At 73.9% G+C, this 14,837-nt stretch carries 16 protein-coding genes; 8 read left to right on the top strand and 8 right to left on the bottom strand.

Annotation, left to right across the window (positions count from 1 at the left end):
• The first annotated feature begins 38 nt into the window (after positions 1-38).
• Positions 39-839 (top strand): enoyl-CoA hydratase/isomerase family protein, encoded by an 801-nt coding sequence (locus PUR26_RS28720; RefSeq protein WP_329876663.1) that lies wholly within the window; start codon positions 39-41, stop codon positions 837-839.
• An 89-nt stretch (positions 840-928) separates the two neighbouring features.
• Here the strand turns inward: PUR26_RS28720 and PUR26_RS28715 are convergent, their stop codons facing one another.
• Together PUR26_RS28715 and PUR26_RS28710 are read right to left on the bottom strand one after the other, a co-directional pair.
• Positions 929-1,519 (bottom strand): DNA-3-methyladenine glycosylase I, encoded by a 591-nt coding sequence (locus PUR26_RS28715; RefSeq protein ID WP_329876661.1) that lies wholly within the window; start codon positions 1,517-1,519, stop codon positions 929-931.
• Positions 1,516-1,992 carry a hypothetical protein gene (locus PUR26_RS28710; RefSeq protein WP_329876659.1) on the bottom strand — a complete coding sequence of 159 codons (477 nt, stop codon included), beginning with the start codon at positions 1,990-1,992 and terminating at the stop codon, positions 1,516-1,518. Before PUR26_RS28710 ends, PUR26_RS28715 begins: the two co-directional genes overlap by 4 nt.
• Before the next feature lie 102 nt (positions 1,993-2,094).
• On the opposite strand from PUR26_RS28710, the gene folP reads away from it, so the two are divergent.
• Positions 2,095-2,955: a dihydropteroate synthase gene (folP, locus tag PUR26_RS28705; protein WP_329876657.1), complete on the top strand. Its 861-nt coding sequence runs from the start codon at positions 2,095-2,097 to the stop codon at positions 2,953-2,955.
• Positions 2,956-3,048: 93 nt separating this feature from the next.
• On the opposite strand, the gene PUR26_RS28700 is transcribed toward folP, so the two are convergent.
• Both PUR26_RS28700 and dapE read right to left on the bottom strand, forming a co-directional pair.
• The gene (locus PUR26_RS28700) at positions 3,049-3,804 is read right to left on the bottom strand and encodes a TIGR00730 family Rossman fold protein (RefSeq protein ID WP_329876655.1); all 756 of its coding nucleotides are present in this window, start codon (positions 3,802-3,804) and stop codon (positions 3,049-3,051) included.
• 79 nt (positions 3,805-3,883) lie between these two features.
• Positions 3,884-4,963, bottom strand: coding sequence for a succinyl-diaminopimelate desuccinylase (gene dapE, locus PUR26_RS28695; RefSeq protein WP_329876653.1), 1,080 nt, complete (start codon positions 4,961-4,963; stop codon positions 3,884-3,886).
• A 39-nt stretch (positions 4,964-5,002) separates the two neighbouring features.
• On the opposite strand from dapE, the gene PUR26_RS28690 reads away from it, so the two are divergent.
• Both PUR26_RS28690 and PUR26_RS28685 read left to right on the top strand, forming a co-directional pair.
• Positions 5,003-5,932 (top strand): hypothetical protein, encoded by a 930-nt coding sequence (locus tag PUR26_RS28690; protein WP_329876651.1) that lies wholly within the window; start codon positions 5,003-5,005, stop codon positions 5,930-5,932.
• Positions 5,933-6,325: 393 nt separating this feature from the next.
• Positions 6,326-6,748 (top strand): ATP-binding protein, encoded by a 423-nt coding sequence (locus tag PUR26_RS28685; RefSeq protein ID WP_329876649.1) that lies wholly within the window; start codon positions 6,326-6,328, stop codon positions 6,746-6,748.
• Between the two features lie 86 nt (positions 6,749-6,834).
• Here the strand turns inward: PUR26_RS28685 and PUR26_RS28680 are convergent, their stop codons facing one another.
• Together PUR26_RS28680 and fdxA are read right to left on the bottom strand one after the other, a co-directional pair.
• Positions 6,835-7,929: a bifunctional succinyldiaminopimelate transaminase/glutamate-prephenate aminotransferase gene (locus tag PUR26_RS28680; protein WP_329876647.1), complete on the bottom strand. Its 1,095-nt coding sequence runs from the start codon at positions 7,927-7,929 to the stop codon at positions 6,835-6,837.
• A gap of 113 nt (positions 7,930-8,042) precedes the next feature.
• Complete coding sequence (fdxA, locus tag PUR26_RS28675; RefSeq protein WP_010474859.1) at positions 8,043-8,363, bottom strand: ferredoxin; 321 nt, start codon at positions 8,361-8,363, stop codon at positions 8,043-8,045.
• Positions 8,364-8,476: 113 nt separating this feature from the next.
• Here fdxA and PUR26_RS28670 point away from each other — a divergent pair, with 113 nt between their 5' ends.
• Positions 8,477-9,484, top strand: a complete 1,008-nt coding sequence (locus PUR26_RS28670) for a GNAT family N-acetyltransferase (protein WP_329876641.1) — start codon at positions 8,477-8,479, stop codon at positions 9,482-9,484.
• 5 nt (positions 9,485-9,489) lie between these two features.
• Positions 9,490-10,329 (top strand): transglutaminase-like domain-containing protein, encoded by an 840-nt coding sequence (locus PUR26_RS28665; protein WP_329876639.1) that lies wholly within the window; start codon positions 9,490-9,492, stop codon positions 10,327-10,329.
• Between the two features lie 229 nt (positions 10,330-10,558).
• Here PUR26_RS28665 and PUR26_RS28660 read toward each other — a convergent pair whose 3' ends face one another.
• Positions 10,559-11,362 carry a PepSY domain-containing protein gene (locus tag PUR26_RS28660; protein WP_329876637.1) on the bottom strand — a complete coding sequence of 268 codons (804 nt, stop codon included), beginning with the start codon at positions 11,360-11,362 and terminating at the stop codon, positions 10,559-10,561.
• A gap of 81 nt (positions 11,363-11,443) precedes the next feature.
• A complete protein-coding gene (locus tag PUR26_RS28655; protein ID WP_443077204.1) occupies positions 11,444-12,511 on the bottom strand; it encodes a LysR family transcriptional regulator in 1,068 nt (355 codons plus the stop codon).
• Positions 12,512-12,773: 262 nt separating this feature from the next.
• Between PUR26_RS28655 and PUR26_RS28650 the strand changes: the two genes are divergently transcribed.
• Positions 12,774-13,733, top strand: coding sequence for a serine hydrolase (locus PUR26_RS28650; protein WP_329876633.1), 960 nt, complete (start codon positions 12,774-12,776; stop codon positions 13,731-13,733).
• Between the two features lie 84 nt (positions 13,734-13,817).
• On the top strand, positions 13,818-14,837 hold the full coding sequence (locus tag PUR26_RS28645) for an MBL fold metallo-hydrolase (protein ID WP_329876631.1): 1,020 nt from the start codon (positions 13,818-13,820) through the stop codon (positions 14,835-14,837).

The following is a 14,837-nucleotide window of genomic DNA, read 5'->3' as shown; positions in this document are numbered from 1 at the left end:
GCGGGACATCATCGCTGGAGCCGCAAAAGGGGAGTGCCATGGCCGACACCGTTCTGTACGAGGTGAGCGACGGACTCGCGACCATCACGATCAACCGGCCCGAGGCCATGAACGCGATGAACGTCGAGGCGAAGGTCGCCCTGCGGGACGCGCTCCTGGCCGCCGCCGGGGACGAGGCCGTGCGCGCGGTGCTGCTGACCGCCACCGGGCGCGCGTTCTGCGTGGGGCAGGACCTCAAGGAGCACATCTCCCTGCTGGCCGCCGACCGCGAGTCCGGCACGGAACACACCATGAGCACGGTCCGGGAGCACTACAACCCCATCGTGCGGACGATCACCGGTATGCCGAAGCCGGTCGTGGCCGGCGTCAACGGCGTGGCGGCGGGGGCGGGCTTCGGTTTCGCCCTGGCGGCCGACTACCGGGTGGTGGCGGACACCGCGGCGTTCAACACCTCGTTCGCGGGCGTCGCGCTGACCGCCGACTCGGGGGTGTCGTGGACGCTGCCGCGTCTGATCGGCCCGAGCCGCGCCGCCGACCTGCTGCTCTTCCCTCGCTCCCTCCCCGCTTCGGAGGCGTACGAGCTGGGCCTGGTCAACAAGCTGGTCCCGGCGGCCGACCTCGCGGCCGAGGCGGCGGCGGTGGCCCGCACCCTGGCGCAGGGCCCGACGCTGGCCTACGCGGCGCTGAAGGAGTCCCTGGCGTACGGCGCCGGGCACACGCTGGACGAGGCGCTGGAGAAGGAGGACGAGCTCCAGTCGCGGGCGGGGTCCTCCGAGGACCACGCGATCGCGGTCCAGGCGTTCCTGGCGAAGGAGAAGCCCCGGTACCTGGGCCGCTGAGCGGGGCCGGACCCCGGTGGCGGTGCGGAACCGGGGCGTCCGCTCCCGGGCCCGCCTCCGGGCCCGCCTCCGGGCCCGGGAGACACTCCCTAGGGCCGGGCGCCGCCCCGGGCCCGGCAGTCGGCCAGGTGGTCGTCGACGAGGCCGCACGCCTGCATCAGCGCGTACGCCGTGGTGGGGCCGATGAACCGCAGGCCGCGCTTCTTGAGGGCCTTCGAGAGAGCGGTGGACTCCGGGGTGACCGCCGGGACGTCGGCGATCGTGCGCGGGGCCGGCCGGGTCGCCGCGTCGGGCGCGTACGACCAGATCAGGGCGTCCAGTTCGCCCGGCGGCCAGCCCGCCAGTACGCGGGCGTTGGCGAGGGTCGCCTCGATCTTGGCCCGGTTGCGGATGATCCCGGCGTCGGCGAGCAGGCGCTCCTTGTCGGCCTCCGTGTACTGGGCGACCTTGGCGATCGCGAAGTCGTCGAAGGCCCGGCGGAAGCCCTCGCGGCGGCGCAGGATCGTGATCCACGACAGGCCCGACTGGAACGCCTCCAGGCAGAGCCTTTCGAAGAGGGCGTCGTCGCCGTGGACGGGTCGGCCCCACTCCTCGTCGTGGTAGGCGATGTAGTCCTCGGTGGACAGGCCCCACGGGCAGCGCAGTCCGCCGTCGGGACCGGGCACGGCTCCCACGCTCACCGGCCGCCCTCCTCTCCGGGGCGGGCCGCACCGGGACCGCCGGGCTCGGGGGACGGCCCGCCCTGCCCGGGCTCGTCGGACGGCTCGGCCGCGTCGAGCGGATCGGCGTGGTCGTACGGGTCGGCCTTGCCGTACGGGTCGGCCCTGTCGAAGAGGTCCTGGCCGCCGACCGCCGTCGCCTGCGCCCCCGCCAGGGCCGCTTCGAGCTCGGCGATCCGGGCGTCGCGCTCGGCGAGCTCGGCACCCAGCCGGCCCAGTACGTCGTCGACGTCCCCCATCCGGTAGCCGCGGGGGGCCAGCGGCAGCCGCAGCGCCTCGATGTCCGCGCGGCCCACGGGCCGGGTCGGCGGCAGCGGGTCCACCGGCTGCTCGGGCGCGGCCTCGGGCAGTACGTCGCTCTCCCCGCCACCGACCACGGCGAGGGTGACCGCGGCGACGACCACGACCATCGCGATCAGCAAGAACCAGAACACAGCGTGCCTCTCCCCGGAGCGGAAAACGTGCCGGTGCCGATCGTGCCATGACCCGCCGACGGTTAAGGTCGCAGGCGACCGAACGCGAGGAGGACGAACGGGATGCTGCGCTTGGGACGGCGTGAATTCGACGAGCACGAGCCGGTCATCATGGCCATCGTGAACCGGACCCCGGATTCCTTCTACGACCAGGGCGCCACGTTCCAGGACGAGCCGGCGCTCGCCCGTGTCGAGCAGGCGGTGGCGGAAGGCGCCGCGATCATCGACATCGGCGGGGTGAAGGCCGGTCCCGGTGAGGAGGTCTCGGCCGAGGAGGAGGCGCGTCGCACGGTCGGGTTCGTGGCCGAGGTCCGGCGCAGGCACCCGGACGTGGTGATCAGCGTCGACACCTGGCGGCACGAAGTCGGCGAGGCGGTGTGCGAGGCGGGCGCCGATGTGCTGAACGACGCCTGGGGCGGCGTGGACCCGCGACTCGCGGAGGTTGCCGCGCGGTACGGCGCGGGCCTGGTGTGCACGCACGCGGGGGGCGCGGAGCCGCGTACCCGGCCGCACAGGGTCGTGTACGACGACGTGATGGCCGACATCCTGGCGGTGACGCTGGGGCTGGCCGAGCGGGCCGTGTCGCTGGGGGTGCGCCGTGACGCGATCATGATCGACCCGGGTCACGACTTCGGCAAGAACACCCGGCACAGCCTGGAGGCGACGCGCAGGCTGGGCGAGATGGCGGAGACCGGCTGGCCGGTCCTGGTCTCGCTCTCCAACAAGGACTTCGTCGGCGAGACCCTGGACAAGCCGGTCAAGGAGCGGGTGCTCGGCACCCTCGCGACCACGGCGGTCTCGGCCTGGCTCGGCGCGCGGGTCTACCGCGTCCACGAGGTGGCGGAGACCAGGCAGGTGCTCGACATGGTCGCCTCGATCGCCGGCCACCGGCCTCCCGCGGTCGCCCGCCGGGGCCTGGCGTAGCCGGCACCGGCGGGCAGCGCCTCGCGTCGGCCCCGGCGGCCCCGGGCGAGCCCGGCCCGACCGGCGAGGGCACTCCCTGGGACAAGACACTCCCTAGTGCCCGGTCTCCTTGGTCACCAGGGTGACGGCCTCCTCCACGTCGTCCGTCACGTGGAACAGCAGCATGTCGTGTTCCGATGCCTTGCCCTGGGCGATCACCGTGTCGCGCAGCCAGTCGACCAGACCGGCCCAGTACTCGGAGCCGAAGAGCACGATCGGGAAGCGGGTCACCTTGCCGGTCTGGACGAGCGTGAGCGCCTCGAACAGCTCGTCCAGGGTGCCGAGACCGCCCGGCAGGACGACGAACCCCTGCGCGTACTTCACGAACATCGTCTTCCGTACGAAGAAGTAGCGGAAGTTCACCCCGATGTCGACGTGCTGGTTCAGTCCCTGCTCGAAGGGGAGCTCGATGCCGAGGCCGACGGAGACGCCCTTGGCCTCCCGGGCGCCCTTGTTCGCCGCCTCCATCGCACCCGGGCCGCCGCCGGTGATCACCGCGAAGCCGGCTTCGACCAGCGCCCTGCCGATCCGTACGCCCGCGTCGTACTCGGGAGTGCCCGGCTTGGTGCGGGCGGAGCCGAAGACGCTGATCGCGCTGGGCAGTTCGGCGAGCGCGCCGAAGCCCTCCACGAACTCCGACTGGATCCGCATGACCCGCCAGGGGTCGGTGTGGACCCACTCGGAGTCGCCCTCGGTGTCCAGCAGCCGCTGATCGGTGGTGCCGGGCTGCACCTGGTCCCTGCGGCGCAGCACCGGCCCAAGCCGCTGCTCCGCCAGCGCCCGCAGTCCCTCGGCCTCGGGGTTGCCCATGACCTGCTCCCTCCGCTGAACATCGTTTCCTTGGCCCAGAGTAGGACGGGGAACGTGACGAACGGCGAAATTACGGGCGTCAGGCAGTGAGCCAGTCGCGCAGCCGCTCCTCGCAGTGGGTGATCTTCCCGATCGCCACGTGCTCGTCGCGCTTGTGGGCGAAGAACGCGTCACCCGGGCCGTAATTGACCGCGGGCACGCCCAGCGCGCTGAAACGCGAGACGTCCGTCCAGCCGAACTTGGGGCGTGCGGTCCCGCCGACCGCCGCCATGAAGGCCGCCGCGGCGGGGTGCGAGAGGCCCGGCAGGGCACCGCCGGTGTGGTCGTCCACGACGAACTCGTCGACGCCGCAGTCCGCGAAGACCTCACGCACGTGCGCCTCGGCCTCGGCCATCGAGCGGTCGGGCGCGTAGCGGTAGTTCACGACGACGGTGCACTCGTCGGGGATCACGTTGGTGGCGACGCCGCCCTCGATCCCCACGGCGTTGAGGCCCTCGCGGTACTCGAGGCCGTCGATGACGGGCCGGCGCGGCTCGTAGGCGGCCAGCCTGGCCAGGATCGGGGCGACGGCGTGGACGGCGTTGGACCCCATCCAGCCGCGTGCGGAGTGGGCACGCTCGCCCTTCGTACGGAGATGGACCCGCAGCGTGCCCTGGCAGCCGCCCTCCACCTCGCCGTCGGACGGCTCCAGCAGGATGGCGAAGTCGCCGGCGAGCCAGTCGGGGTGCGCGTCGGCCACATGTCCGAGGCCGTTGAGGTGGGAGGCGACCTCTTCGTTGTCGTAGAAGACGAAGGTGAGGTCCCTGTTGGGCTCGGGGACGGTCGCGGCGATCCGCAGCTGGACGGCGACGCCCGACTTCATGTCCGTCGTCCCGCAGCCCCACAGCACGCCGTTGCCGTCCAGCCGGGAGGGGACGTTGTCGGCGATGGGGACGGTGTCGATGTGCCCGGCCAGGATGACCCGCTCGGCCCGCCCGAGGTGGGTCCGGGCCACGATGTTGTTGCCGTGCCGGTCCACCGTGAGGTGCGGGAGCGCGCGCAGCGCCTGGTCGATCGCGTCGGCGAGCGCCTTCTCACCGCCGCTGACCGAGGGGAAGTCGACGAGCGCGGCAGTCAGCGCCGGGCCGTCCTGGCTGAGATCGAGCACTGATTCGGACATGCTCCCGACCCTATCCCGGCCTCCAGTACGGTTGGCTGCGTGTCCGAGCCCGTACCCTCCTCCCTCCCCGGCCGCCCGGGCCGTCGCGGCCGCCGCGCCAGGATCGCGGCCGCACTCGCCGTCCTCGTGGCGCTGGTCGCGTACGTGGTGGTGCAGTACGTGACGAGTGGCCGCGGCGTTCCGCAGTGCACCGTCGGCAGCGGTTCCCGCACGTACACCCTCACCCCCGAACAGGCGTCGAACGCCGCGACGATCTCGGCGGTCGGCACCACGCGCGGGATGCCGGAGCGCGCGGTCACCATCGCCCTGGCCACCGCCCTCCAGGAGTCCGCGCTGCGCAACATCCGGCACGGCGACCGCGACTCGCTGGGGCTGTTCCAGCAGCGCCCCTCGCAGGGCTGGGGCACCCGGAAGGAGATCCTGGACCCGGTCGTCTCCGCGAGCCGGTTCTACGAGCACCTCGCCGAGGTCCCCGGCTACTCGCGCCTTCCCCTGACCGTCGCCGCGCAGCGCGTCCAGCGCAGCGGCTACCCCCAGGCGTACGCCAAGCACGAGCCGGACGCCACGCTGCTGGCCGCCGCCCTCACCGGGCGGTCGGAGGCCTCGCTGACCTGTACGGCGGGGAGCGCGCCCCGGGCGGCGGGCGACCCCGCGAAGGTGCGGGCGGAGCTGGTGCGGTCGTTCGGCGCCGGGGTGCTGCCGCGCGATCGCGGTGCCGGCGGCGCCGAGATCCCCGTGCCGGTGACGGTCGCGGCGGAGTCGGCGGGCCCCGAGGGCGCGGTGGGCTCCGCGCGGCGCGGCTGGGAGCTGGCGCAGTGGGCGGTGGCGCAGGCCGACGAGCTGGGGATCGAGGAGGTCGCGTACGGGGACCGGGTCTGGAGCGCGGGCGAGTCGGACGAGGGCTGGCGTGAGCGGCCGGCCGCGGACCCCGCCTCCGGCGGCGAGGTCCGCATCCGCGTCGCGCGGTAGCCCCCGCCGCCGGTGATCACGTCCTCGGCGGCGACCGCACAGTGACCACTCATCAGCTCACCGTGACCGAAGCCGTTCGCACGGTGGCCGGGCGGGAGTGCGGACGTTCACCCGTCCGGGGCACCCGGGGCCGCCGCGGCGCCCTTCCCCGTCCGCCCGGGCACGCCCCTCGCCCTTCCGTGCCCCTCCCTTGCGGCCACTGGGCAGTGACGGTTCTGCGGGCAAGCGATGGGTGGCTCGTTTGCCCGCTTTTAGGCGGAGCCGATAATGCGACGCATTGCACACTCTTTACCTTCGGCCACCGCAACCTCCCCTGCCCTTCGAGCGGTTGTCACAGCGTCCGATCGTCGGACAGGCACCACAGAAAACGTCCTCTCCCGTCGAAGGAGCATCATGTCCCTCCCCCTGACCCGTCGGATCGCCCGTGCCGCGCTGCTGATCGCAGCGGGCGCAGCTCCCGTGGTCGGTGCGGCCGGCTCCGCGAGCGCCGTGGACCTCCCCCGGTCCACCGACCTCGGCGGGGTCTCCGCCCTGGACACCGGTGCGGCCGGCGACACCGTCGGCGGCGCCTCCGAGAACGTCACCGGCGCCGTGGGCGACACGGGCGGCACGACCGTGAAGAAGGCCGTCCCGGCCGCGGGCCAGACCGTCGGCAAGACGGGCAAGACCGCCACCCCGGTCGCCCAGAAGGCCGCCGGCGAGACCGCGGGCACCACCGGCGAGCTCGTCGGGGGCGCCGCCGGCGCGGCCACCGAGGCCGCCCCGACCGACGCGCTCGGCGGCGGCCTGCCGAAGACGGGCCTGCCGGTCGGCTGATCACCCCGCCGCACCCCGCACCACCCCGCAGCACGCCGAAGGGCCCGGGGAGCATCCGCTCCCCGGGCCCTTTCCGCGCGTCCGCTTCAGCCCAGGCGCTTGACCGCGGCCTCGACCCGCTCGTCGGTGGCGGTGAAGGCGACGCGGACGAAGCGGTCCCCCGCCTCGCCGTAGAAGTCCCCGGGCGCCACCAGGATGCCCAGCTCCGCGAGGTACGCCACGGTGTCCCAGCACGGCTCGTCCCGGGTCACCCACAGGTACAGGCTCGCCTCGCTGTCCTCGATCCGGAAACCGTGCGACAGCAGCGCCGTGCGCAGCGCGGCGCGCCGGGCCTCGTACCGGGCCCGCTGCTCCGCCACATGGGCGTCGTCGCCGAGCGCCGCGACGGTGGCCGCCTGCACCGGGGCGGGCGTCATCATGCCGCCGTGCTTGCGGATCCGCAGCAGCTCGCCCAGGACGCCGGCGTCACCCGCGACGAAGGCGGCCCGGTAGCCGGCCAGGTTGGAGCGCTTGGACAGCGAGTGCACGGCGACGATGCCCTCGTACGTACCGCCGCAGACGTCCGGGTGCAGGACGGACACGGGGTCGGCCTCCCAGCCCAGCTCCAGGTAGCACTCGTCGCTGAAGACGAGCACGCCGTGCTCGCGCGCCCAGGCGACGATCCGGGTCAGCTCCGCCTTGGGGAGGACCTTGCCGGTGGGGTTGGACGGCGAGTTCAGCCAGAGCAGCCTGAGCCCGGCCGGGTCCAGCTCCGTCGGGTCGTCGTAGACGACGGGCCGCGCGCCGCACAGCCGCGCGCCGACCTCGTACGTCGGGTACGCGAGCCGGGGGTAGGCGACCGTGTCGCCGGCGCCCAGGCCCAGCTGGGTCGGCAGCCAGGCCACCAGCTCCTTCGAGCCGACCACGGGCAGGACGTTGGTGTGCTCGATTCCGCGCGCGCCCAGGCGCCGCTCGCACCAGCCGGTGAGCGCGTCACGCAGCTCCGAGGTCCCCCACACCGTCGGATAGCCCGGCGAGTCCGCCGCGGCGACCAGGGCCTGCCGGACCAGCTCGGGAACCGGGTCCACCGGCGTGCCGACGGACAGGTCGACGATGCCGTCCGGGTGGGCGGCGGCCGTCTTCTTGTACGGCTCGAGCTTGTCCCAGGGGAAGACGGGGAGACGTGAGGAGACTGCGCTCACGGGCGGGGCTCACTTTCTCGTACGTGCGAAAGACGCGTCCGTACGAAAGAACGCGTCGGCAAACGCGTCGGTCCCGTACAGCGGTGAGGCCGTACGGGACCGGGGGCGCGCTGTCAGCCGTTCTGCGGCGGCAGCGCGGCGATGAAGGGGTGGTCGCGCTCGATCAGGCCGAGCTTCGAGGCACCGCCGGGCGAACCGAGCTCGTCGAAGAACTCGACGTTCGCCTTGTAGTAGTCCTTCCACTCCTCAGGAGTGTCGTCCTCGTAGAAGATCGCCTCGACCGGGCAGACCGGTTCACAAGCACCACAGTCGACGCACTCGTCCGGGTGGATGTACAAGGACCGCTGGCCCTCGTAGATGCAGTCGACGGGGCACTCCTCGATGCACGCCTTGTCCTTGACGTCGACACAAGGCTGCGCGATGACGTAGGTCACGCTGTCGTTCCTCCTCGGTAGGGCTGGCTTGCGCGGGAGCGCGGCGTCGTCGATGCCCGCACCTAGTATCTCCGTTCTTGGGGTCGATCCGAACAGGAGGGGCGGACAGAGCTGTGGAATTCACTGCCGGCGGACGGCTTGAGGTCCGCATCACCCCGGTTGATGTGGGAAAACGAGTGTCCGTCCGCCGCCTGGGGGACCCGGCCTCCGGGACCCCGGGGTTCACGGACGCCGTCGGTGTTCTCACATCCTGGAACGAGGGTGTGCTGCTGATCACACGGCGCACCGGGGAAACCGTTCGGATTCCCGAATCCGCACTGGTGGCGGGGAAGGTCGTGCCCGCCGAACCGGCCCGCAGGCGGGGCCCGGCGGCGGGGTTCGGCGAGCTGGCGCGGGCAGTGGGCCGCGCCTGGCCGCCGGTGGAGAGCGAACCACTCGGGGAGTGGACGCTGCGCGCGTCCGGCGGGTTCACCCGGCGGGCCAACTCGGTGCTGCCGCTCGGCGACCCCGGGCTGCCGCTGGACGAGGCGCTCGCGCGGGTGCGGGCCTGGTACGGGGAGCGGGGGCTGCCCGCGTACGTCCAGGCCGCGACCGGTGCGCGGGGCACCCAGGAGCAGCTCTGCGCCGCGCTGGAGGAGCGGGACTGGCGGCGCGAGGTGTCGGCGGAGGTCCGGATCGGGGCGCTGGCGCCGATCGGGGACCTGGAGACGCGGGAGGTGGAGCTGCGGCGGACCGTCGGCCGGTCCGACCCGTGGCTGCGTCGCTACCGGCGGTCCGGCGCCCCGGGGCCGCACGTGACCGCGGTCCTCAACGGCGGGCCTTCCGTCTGGTTCGCCACGGTGCCGGGTGACGGCGAGGTGCCCGCCGCCATCGGACGGTGCGTGGTCGACGGGCGCTGGGCGGGCTTCATGGCGGTCGAGGTCGACCCGGAGTACCGTCGCCAGGGCCTGGCCACGGCGGTGATGGGGGCACTGGCCCGCCGGGCGCTGGAGGAGGGCGCCTCTGCCGCGTGGCTCCAGGTGGAGTCCGGCAACGACGCGGCGCGGGCCCTGTACGACGGGCTGGGCTTCACCACCCATCACCACTACCACCATTTCCGAGCCCCGGACCCGGGTACGTGACCGGTATGCACCCGCAGCACCCCGACCCGACCGCCTGGCGGCGGCGCTTCGCCGAGGAGGCCCGCGAGGAGCGGCCCGACCTCGCCACGCTGTGCCTGCTGATCGGCGCGGAGGCGGACCCGGCGCTGGGACAGACCGGACTGGACGCCGCAGAGGTCGAACTGGACCGGCTGGCCGGGCTGCTGCCCTTCGGGCTGACCGGGCCGCGCGCCTGGGCCGCCGCGCTCTCCGCACTGCTCGGCACCCGGTGCGGCTTCCACGGGACGGCCGGGGACTACCAGCGGCTGGAGTCGTCGCTGCTGCCCCAGGTGCTGCGGCGGCGCAGGGGTCTGCCGATCCTGCTGTCCGTCGTCTGGATGGAGGTCGCGCGGCGGGCCGGCGGCCGGGTGTACGGGGTGGCGCTGCCGGGCCATTTCGTGGTCGGCTTCGGCGATCCGGAGGAGCGCGTCCTCGCGGACCCGTTCGACGGGGGCAGGCCGCTGAGCACGACGGACGCGGAGCTCCTGGTGGCCGGCGCGACCGGGCAGCCGCTGACCCCGTCGATGCTGACGCCCGCCGATCCGCTGAGCACCGTGGTGCGCGTGCTCAACAACATCCGGGTCTGGGCGTCGGCCCGCCCCGAACGCTCGGACGTGGGGCTGTGGGCGGTCGAGCTGTCGCTGCTGCTGCCCGCCCATCCGGCCCGGCTCCGCTACGAACGCGCCCAGTTGCTGGTGCAGCGGGGCGACTTCCTGGCGGGTGCGGCGGAGCTGGACGCGTACGCGGAGGTGGTGGACGCGGTGGAGCCGACGGCGGCCACGGCGATCCGCGAGCGGGCGCGGGCCGCCCGCGCGATGCTCAACTGAGGGCCGGGAGGCCAGGGCCGGGGCGGGCGGGGCCGGCCGCGACGGGCGGGAGAGCCCGGCGACAACCGGTGGACCGTCGGGCCGGTATCCCTGTGGACGGACAGTGCGGGCCGGCCGCCGCCCCCAGCGGCGCGGGGGCGGCGGCCGGCCCTCCTGTCGTCCGGTCAGGAGGTCATGGGGTCGGTCATGGGGTCATGGGGCGGGCCGGCACGCGGTGGCGCGCCGGCGGTCAGTCGGTGTCGAGCTCCTCGCCCACGATCTTCCCGTCGGCGGCGTTGACGTCGATCGTGGCCTTGTTCCAGTCGTTCTCGGTCACGACGTCGACGGACCAGAAGACCGTGTCGGGTTGTCCGGTCGCCCCGGTGCCGGTCTCCTCCTCTTCCAGCTCGACGGCGGTGACCGTGCCCTTCCGCTTGTCGGTGGCCGCCTTGGCCGCCTGCTCCGGCGTCCAGGTGGCCTTGCCGAGCCGGTCGAGCCTCTCCTTCTTGTCCTCGGCGTCCTGGTCGGGGTCGGCCTTCGACTCGGTCACCCGGCCGGTGGTGGCGTCCACGCGCACGGTGTGCTGGGTGCCGTCGGGGGCCACGACCCAGGTGACCCACTCGGGCGTGCCGGGGGTGGGGGCCGGGCTGGCGGAGCCGGCCGGGGATCCTGACGGACTCGGGGAGCCGGAGGGGCTCGGAGAACCGGTCGGGGAGCCGGTCGGTGAGCCGGAGGGGCTGGCGCCGTCGTCCACGCCGTAGCGCTTCAGCTCGATGTGGGTCAGCTTGCCCTGGGGCACCTCGGCGACCGCCGTGCCGGCGGCCTTGTCCCAGGTGATCTTGGTCTCGGAGAGGAGACTCTTGCGCTCCGCCTGGTCGGTCGTCAGGGGCGCGGGGCTCGTGGCGGATCCGCTGGGCGTGGCGTACGTCGGGGCGGCCGCGGTGACACGGGACTCCCCGTCGCTCCCGCAGGCGGTGAGGGACAGGCAGGCCCCGGCGAGAGCGCAGGCGGCGACGACGGCACGGAGACGGAAGGGGCGGGACTGAGGGGTCATGTCCGCACGCGTAACCCTTCGGCGCTCCGGTCATGCCGCCTGCGCGGACTACCACCCGATCGGTCGGCGCCCGGCGTGGCGTCAGCCGTACACGACCGTCCAGGGCCGGGGCGGGAGGCCGCCCCGGGCGGAGGCCCCGGCATGGCCCGGCGAGCCTCCTTGGAAGCCGCCACGGCCGTCGCCCCGGACGTCTCCGTGACCGTCACGCCGGACGTCGCCCCGACCGTCACCTCCGTCGTCTCCGTGACCGTCGCCGCGGAACACTGAGGTCCGGTCCCGGGAGAGGACCCCGGCAGCGATCTCCGCGAAATGCCGGGCTGCCGGGTGGGCGCCCCGGGCCGGCCACACCGGGGCGGTCCGCTGGACGAGGGGCCGTCCCACCAGCGGCCGCCAGGCCACGCGGGGCTCCTTGCGGGCCACCGGCCCCTGGTCGAAGGCGACGCCGCATCCCGCGGTGACCAGGCCGATCAGGAACTCCGGGTTGCGGGCGTGCCGGACGCGACGGGGTGCGAACCCCGCCCGGCGGCACAGGTCGAGGGTGGCGTCGTACCAGCCGGGCGCGCTCGCCCGGGGGAACAGCACCAGATCGTGCCCGGCCAGGTCGGCGAGCTCGACCTCCGGCAGCCGGGCGAGCGGCGAGGTACGGGGCAGGACGACACCGAGCTCCAGCGGCACGTGGGTACCGACGGTGAGATCGGTGGTGTCCACCGGCTGGTGGACGAGCCCCACGTCGAGCCGGCCGGACGCCAGGAGGCGCAGCTGCTCCTCGGTGGTGACCTCCTGGAGGTCCACGCGCGGGCCGGGCAGGCGCTCCCCGCAGGCGGCGAGCAGCGCGTGGAGCACCGGGGCGGGGGTGTCCGGCGGGACGCCCGCCCTGAGCGTGCCGAGGTCCCCGTCGCGGGCCCGCCGCACCAGGGCTCTCGCCCGGTCCTCGCGGGCCAGCAGCTCCCGTGCCTCGTCCAGCAGGACCGTGCCGGCGGCCGTGAGCCGGACCTGTCGGCGCGAACGGTCGAAGAGCTCCGCCCCGAGGTCCTTCTCAAGCCGCCGCACGGCCTGGCTGAGCGGGGGCTGGGCCATGCCGAGCAGTTCCGCCGCCCGGCTGAAGTGCAGTGCCTCCGCGACGACGACGAAGATGCGCAAGTGGCGCAAGAGATCCACGGGTTGACTCTAGGGGGTGTCTTGCCGGTCGGGCCGGATGGGTGAGCGGTGTCTGGTGCCTGGGTGTCTTCCGTGCCCGGAGGGCCACGGGGGACGTCGGCGACCGACGACAACGCGGCGTGGGGGCACCTCCCGTGGCCGAAGGGCTACGGGGGAGCGCGGTGCCAGGTGCCGCGAGCCAGGCAAGATCGGCGAGATCGGCGAGACACCCCCAGGGCTCCCGGGGAGCCGGGGGAACGGAAGGGGCGGGGCGGTGATCGAGGAACGGCTGGGCGCGGTGTTCGCGGCGGCGGGGGCGGAGGGTCGTCTGCACGCGGTGGACGTGGACGGGCCGTGCCCGCCGGAACCCATGGGCCGAGGTGGCGGAGCCGGGGCCGGCCGCCGGCAGGGCCCTGAAGCGGGCTCCGGCCGGGGATACGGGGTCGGCCTCGGGGCGGACGACCCGGTCGTCATCGCGTCGGTGTTCAAGGTGCTGCTGGTGCTGGAGTTCGCCCGGCAGGTCTCGGCGGGCCAGCTCGACCCCCGGGAGCGCGTACGGATCCGGGCCGAGCACCGGCTTGGCGGGTGGGGTACGGCGGGCTGCGCGGACGACGCCGAACTGTCGCTGCGCGACCTGGCGTTCTTCGCCCTGTCGGTCAGCGACAACACGGCCGCCGACCTGCTGATGGAGCGGGTGGGGCTGGACACGGTCAGGATGCTCGCGGCCGAGCTGGGCCTCGCCGCGACGCGCCTGACGGGCGGCCCCCGCCAGGTGCTGGAGGCGATGCTCGCCGAGGTCGGGGCACGCGACGAGACGGAGTTCGCCGCCGTGTACCCGGCGCTCACCGCCGGTCAGGTCGGGCGGCTGAGCGTGCTGGATCCCGCCCGTACGAACGCGAGCACCCCGCGCGACATCACCCGCCTGCTCCGGCTGATCTGGTGCGACCTTGCGGGCCCGGCCGACGCCTGCGCCTTCGTCCGGGACCTGATGGCCCGCCAGGTGTTCCGGCACCGGCTGGTGTCCGGATTCCCGGACGAGGCGTCGGTGGCGGCGAAGACGGGTACGCTGCCGGGACTGCACATCGAGGCGGGGGTGGTGACGTACCCGGACGGCGGCCGGTACGCGGTGGCCGTCTTCGCCCGTACGCCGGATCTCGCCACCAGCCGCACCGGCACGGACGCGGCGATCGGCCGGGCGGCGCGGATCGCCGTGGACCATCTGCGTACGGTCTGACCTGGCCGTATATGCCGTCCGGTATCGGGGCCGCGGCGTTCTGGTCTTGGACGCCGCGGGCCGGGGCCTGGTCTCCTGCCTGCCATGACCGAGACCGAAGCATTCCTCTCCGGGCGCCGTACGGTGCTGCGCGGCGCCGCGGCGGCGGGCGTCGCCCTGCCCCTCCTGACGACCCCGACCGCCGCGACGGCCCGCACCACGGCTCCGGCACCCGCGACCGGGCGCCGCATACGGCCGGACGCGGCGTCGCTGCGCTGGCTGGGCACCTCGGGCTGGCGCTTCGACTTCGACGGCCGGACGGTGCTCTTCGACCCGTACATCACCCGTTTCCGTACCGGCCTGTTCGGACCGAAGGTGCCAGGTGGCCCGGCGGGCTTCGACGAGCGGACCGAACTGGTCACCGATGGCGAGCTGGTCGCCCGTCACGCCGGACGTCCGCAGCTGATCCTGGTCAGCCACAGCCACTGGGACCACATCAACGACGTGCCGCATCTGGCGCGCACGACCGGCGCCCGGGTCGTCGGGACGGAGACGACGTACCACCTGCTGTGCGCGCTCGGGGTGGACCCCGGGCAGATCTCCGTGGTCAAGGGCGGCGAGGTGCTGGACTTCGACGGCTGCACCGTCGACGTCGTCTCCAGCCTCCACAGCCGCAACGCCCGTCACTCCTATTTCGCCCCCGGCTCCCTGAACGCCCCGCCCGCCCACGCCCCGAGGACCATCTCCGATCTCCCGGAGGGCGACACCCTGGCCTTCCAGCTGACCATCGGCGGCGGCCCCTCGGTCTTCCTGATGGGCGCGAGCGACTTCTCGGAGCGTGCCGCCGAGGGGCTGCGGCCGGACATCGCGACGGTCGCCGTCCCGACGAGCACGGCGACCCACCGCTACGCGCCCCGGCTGCTGCGGGCCCTCGGCAACCCGGCCACGATCGTCCCGGTCCACTGGGACGACTTCGAGGAGCCGCTGTCGTCCCCGCCGCGCCGCGACCCGTCGACCCGCCTGGAGGCCCTCCTGGAGGACGTGCGGACGTACAGCCCGGCGTCGCGCGTCGTGGTGCCCGACTACCGGACGGTGTACGGGGCGGACATGCGGCCCCTGCGCTGA

Source organism: Streptomyces sp. SP18CS02, assembly GCF_036322365.1.
Classification (GTDB): Bacteria; Actinomycetota; Actinomycetes; order Streptomycetales; family Streptomycetaceae; genus Streptomyces.
The sequence above is the reverse complement of the archived record's forward strand: the minus strand, read 5'-3'. Positions and strand labels throughout refer to the sequence as shown.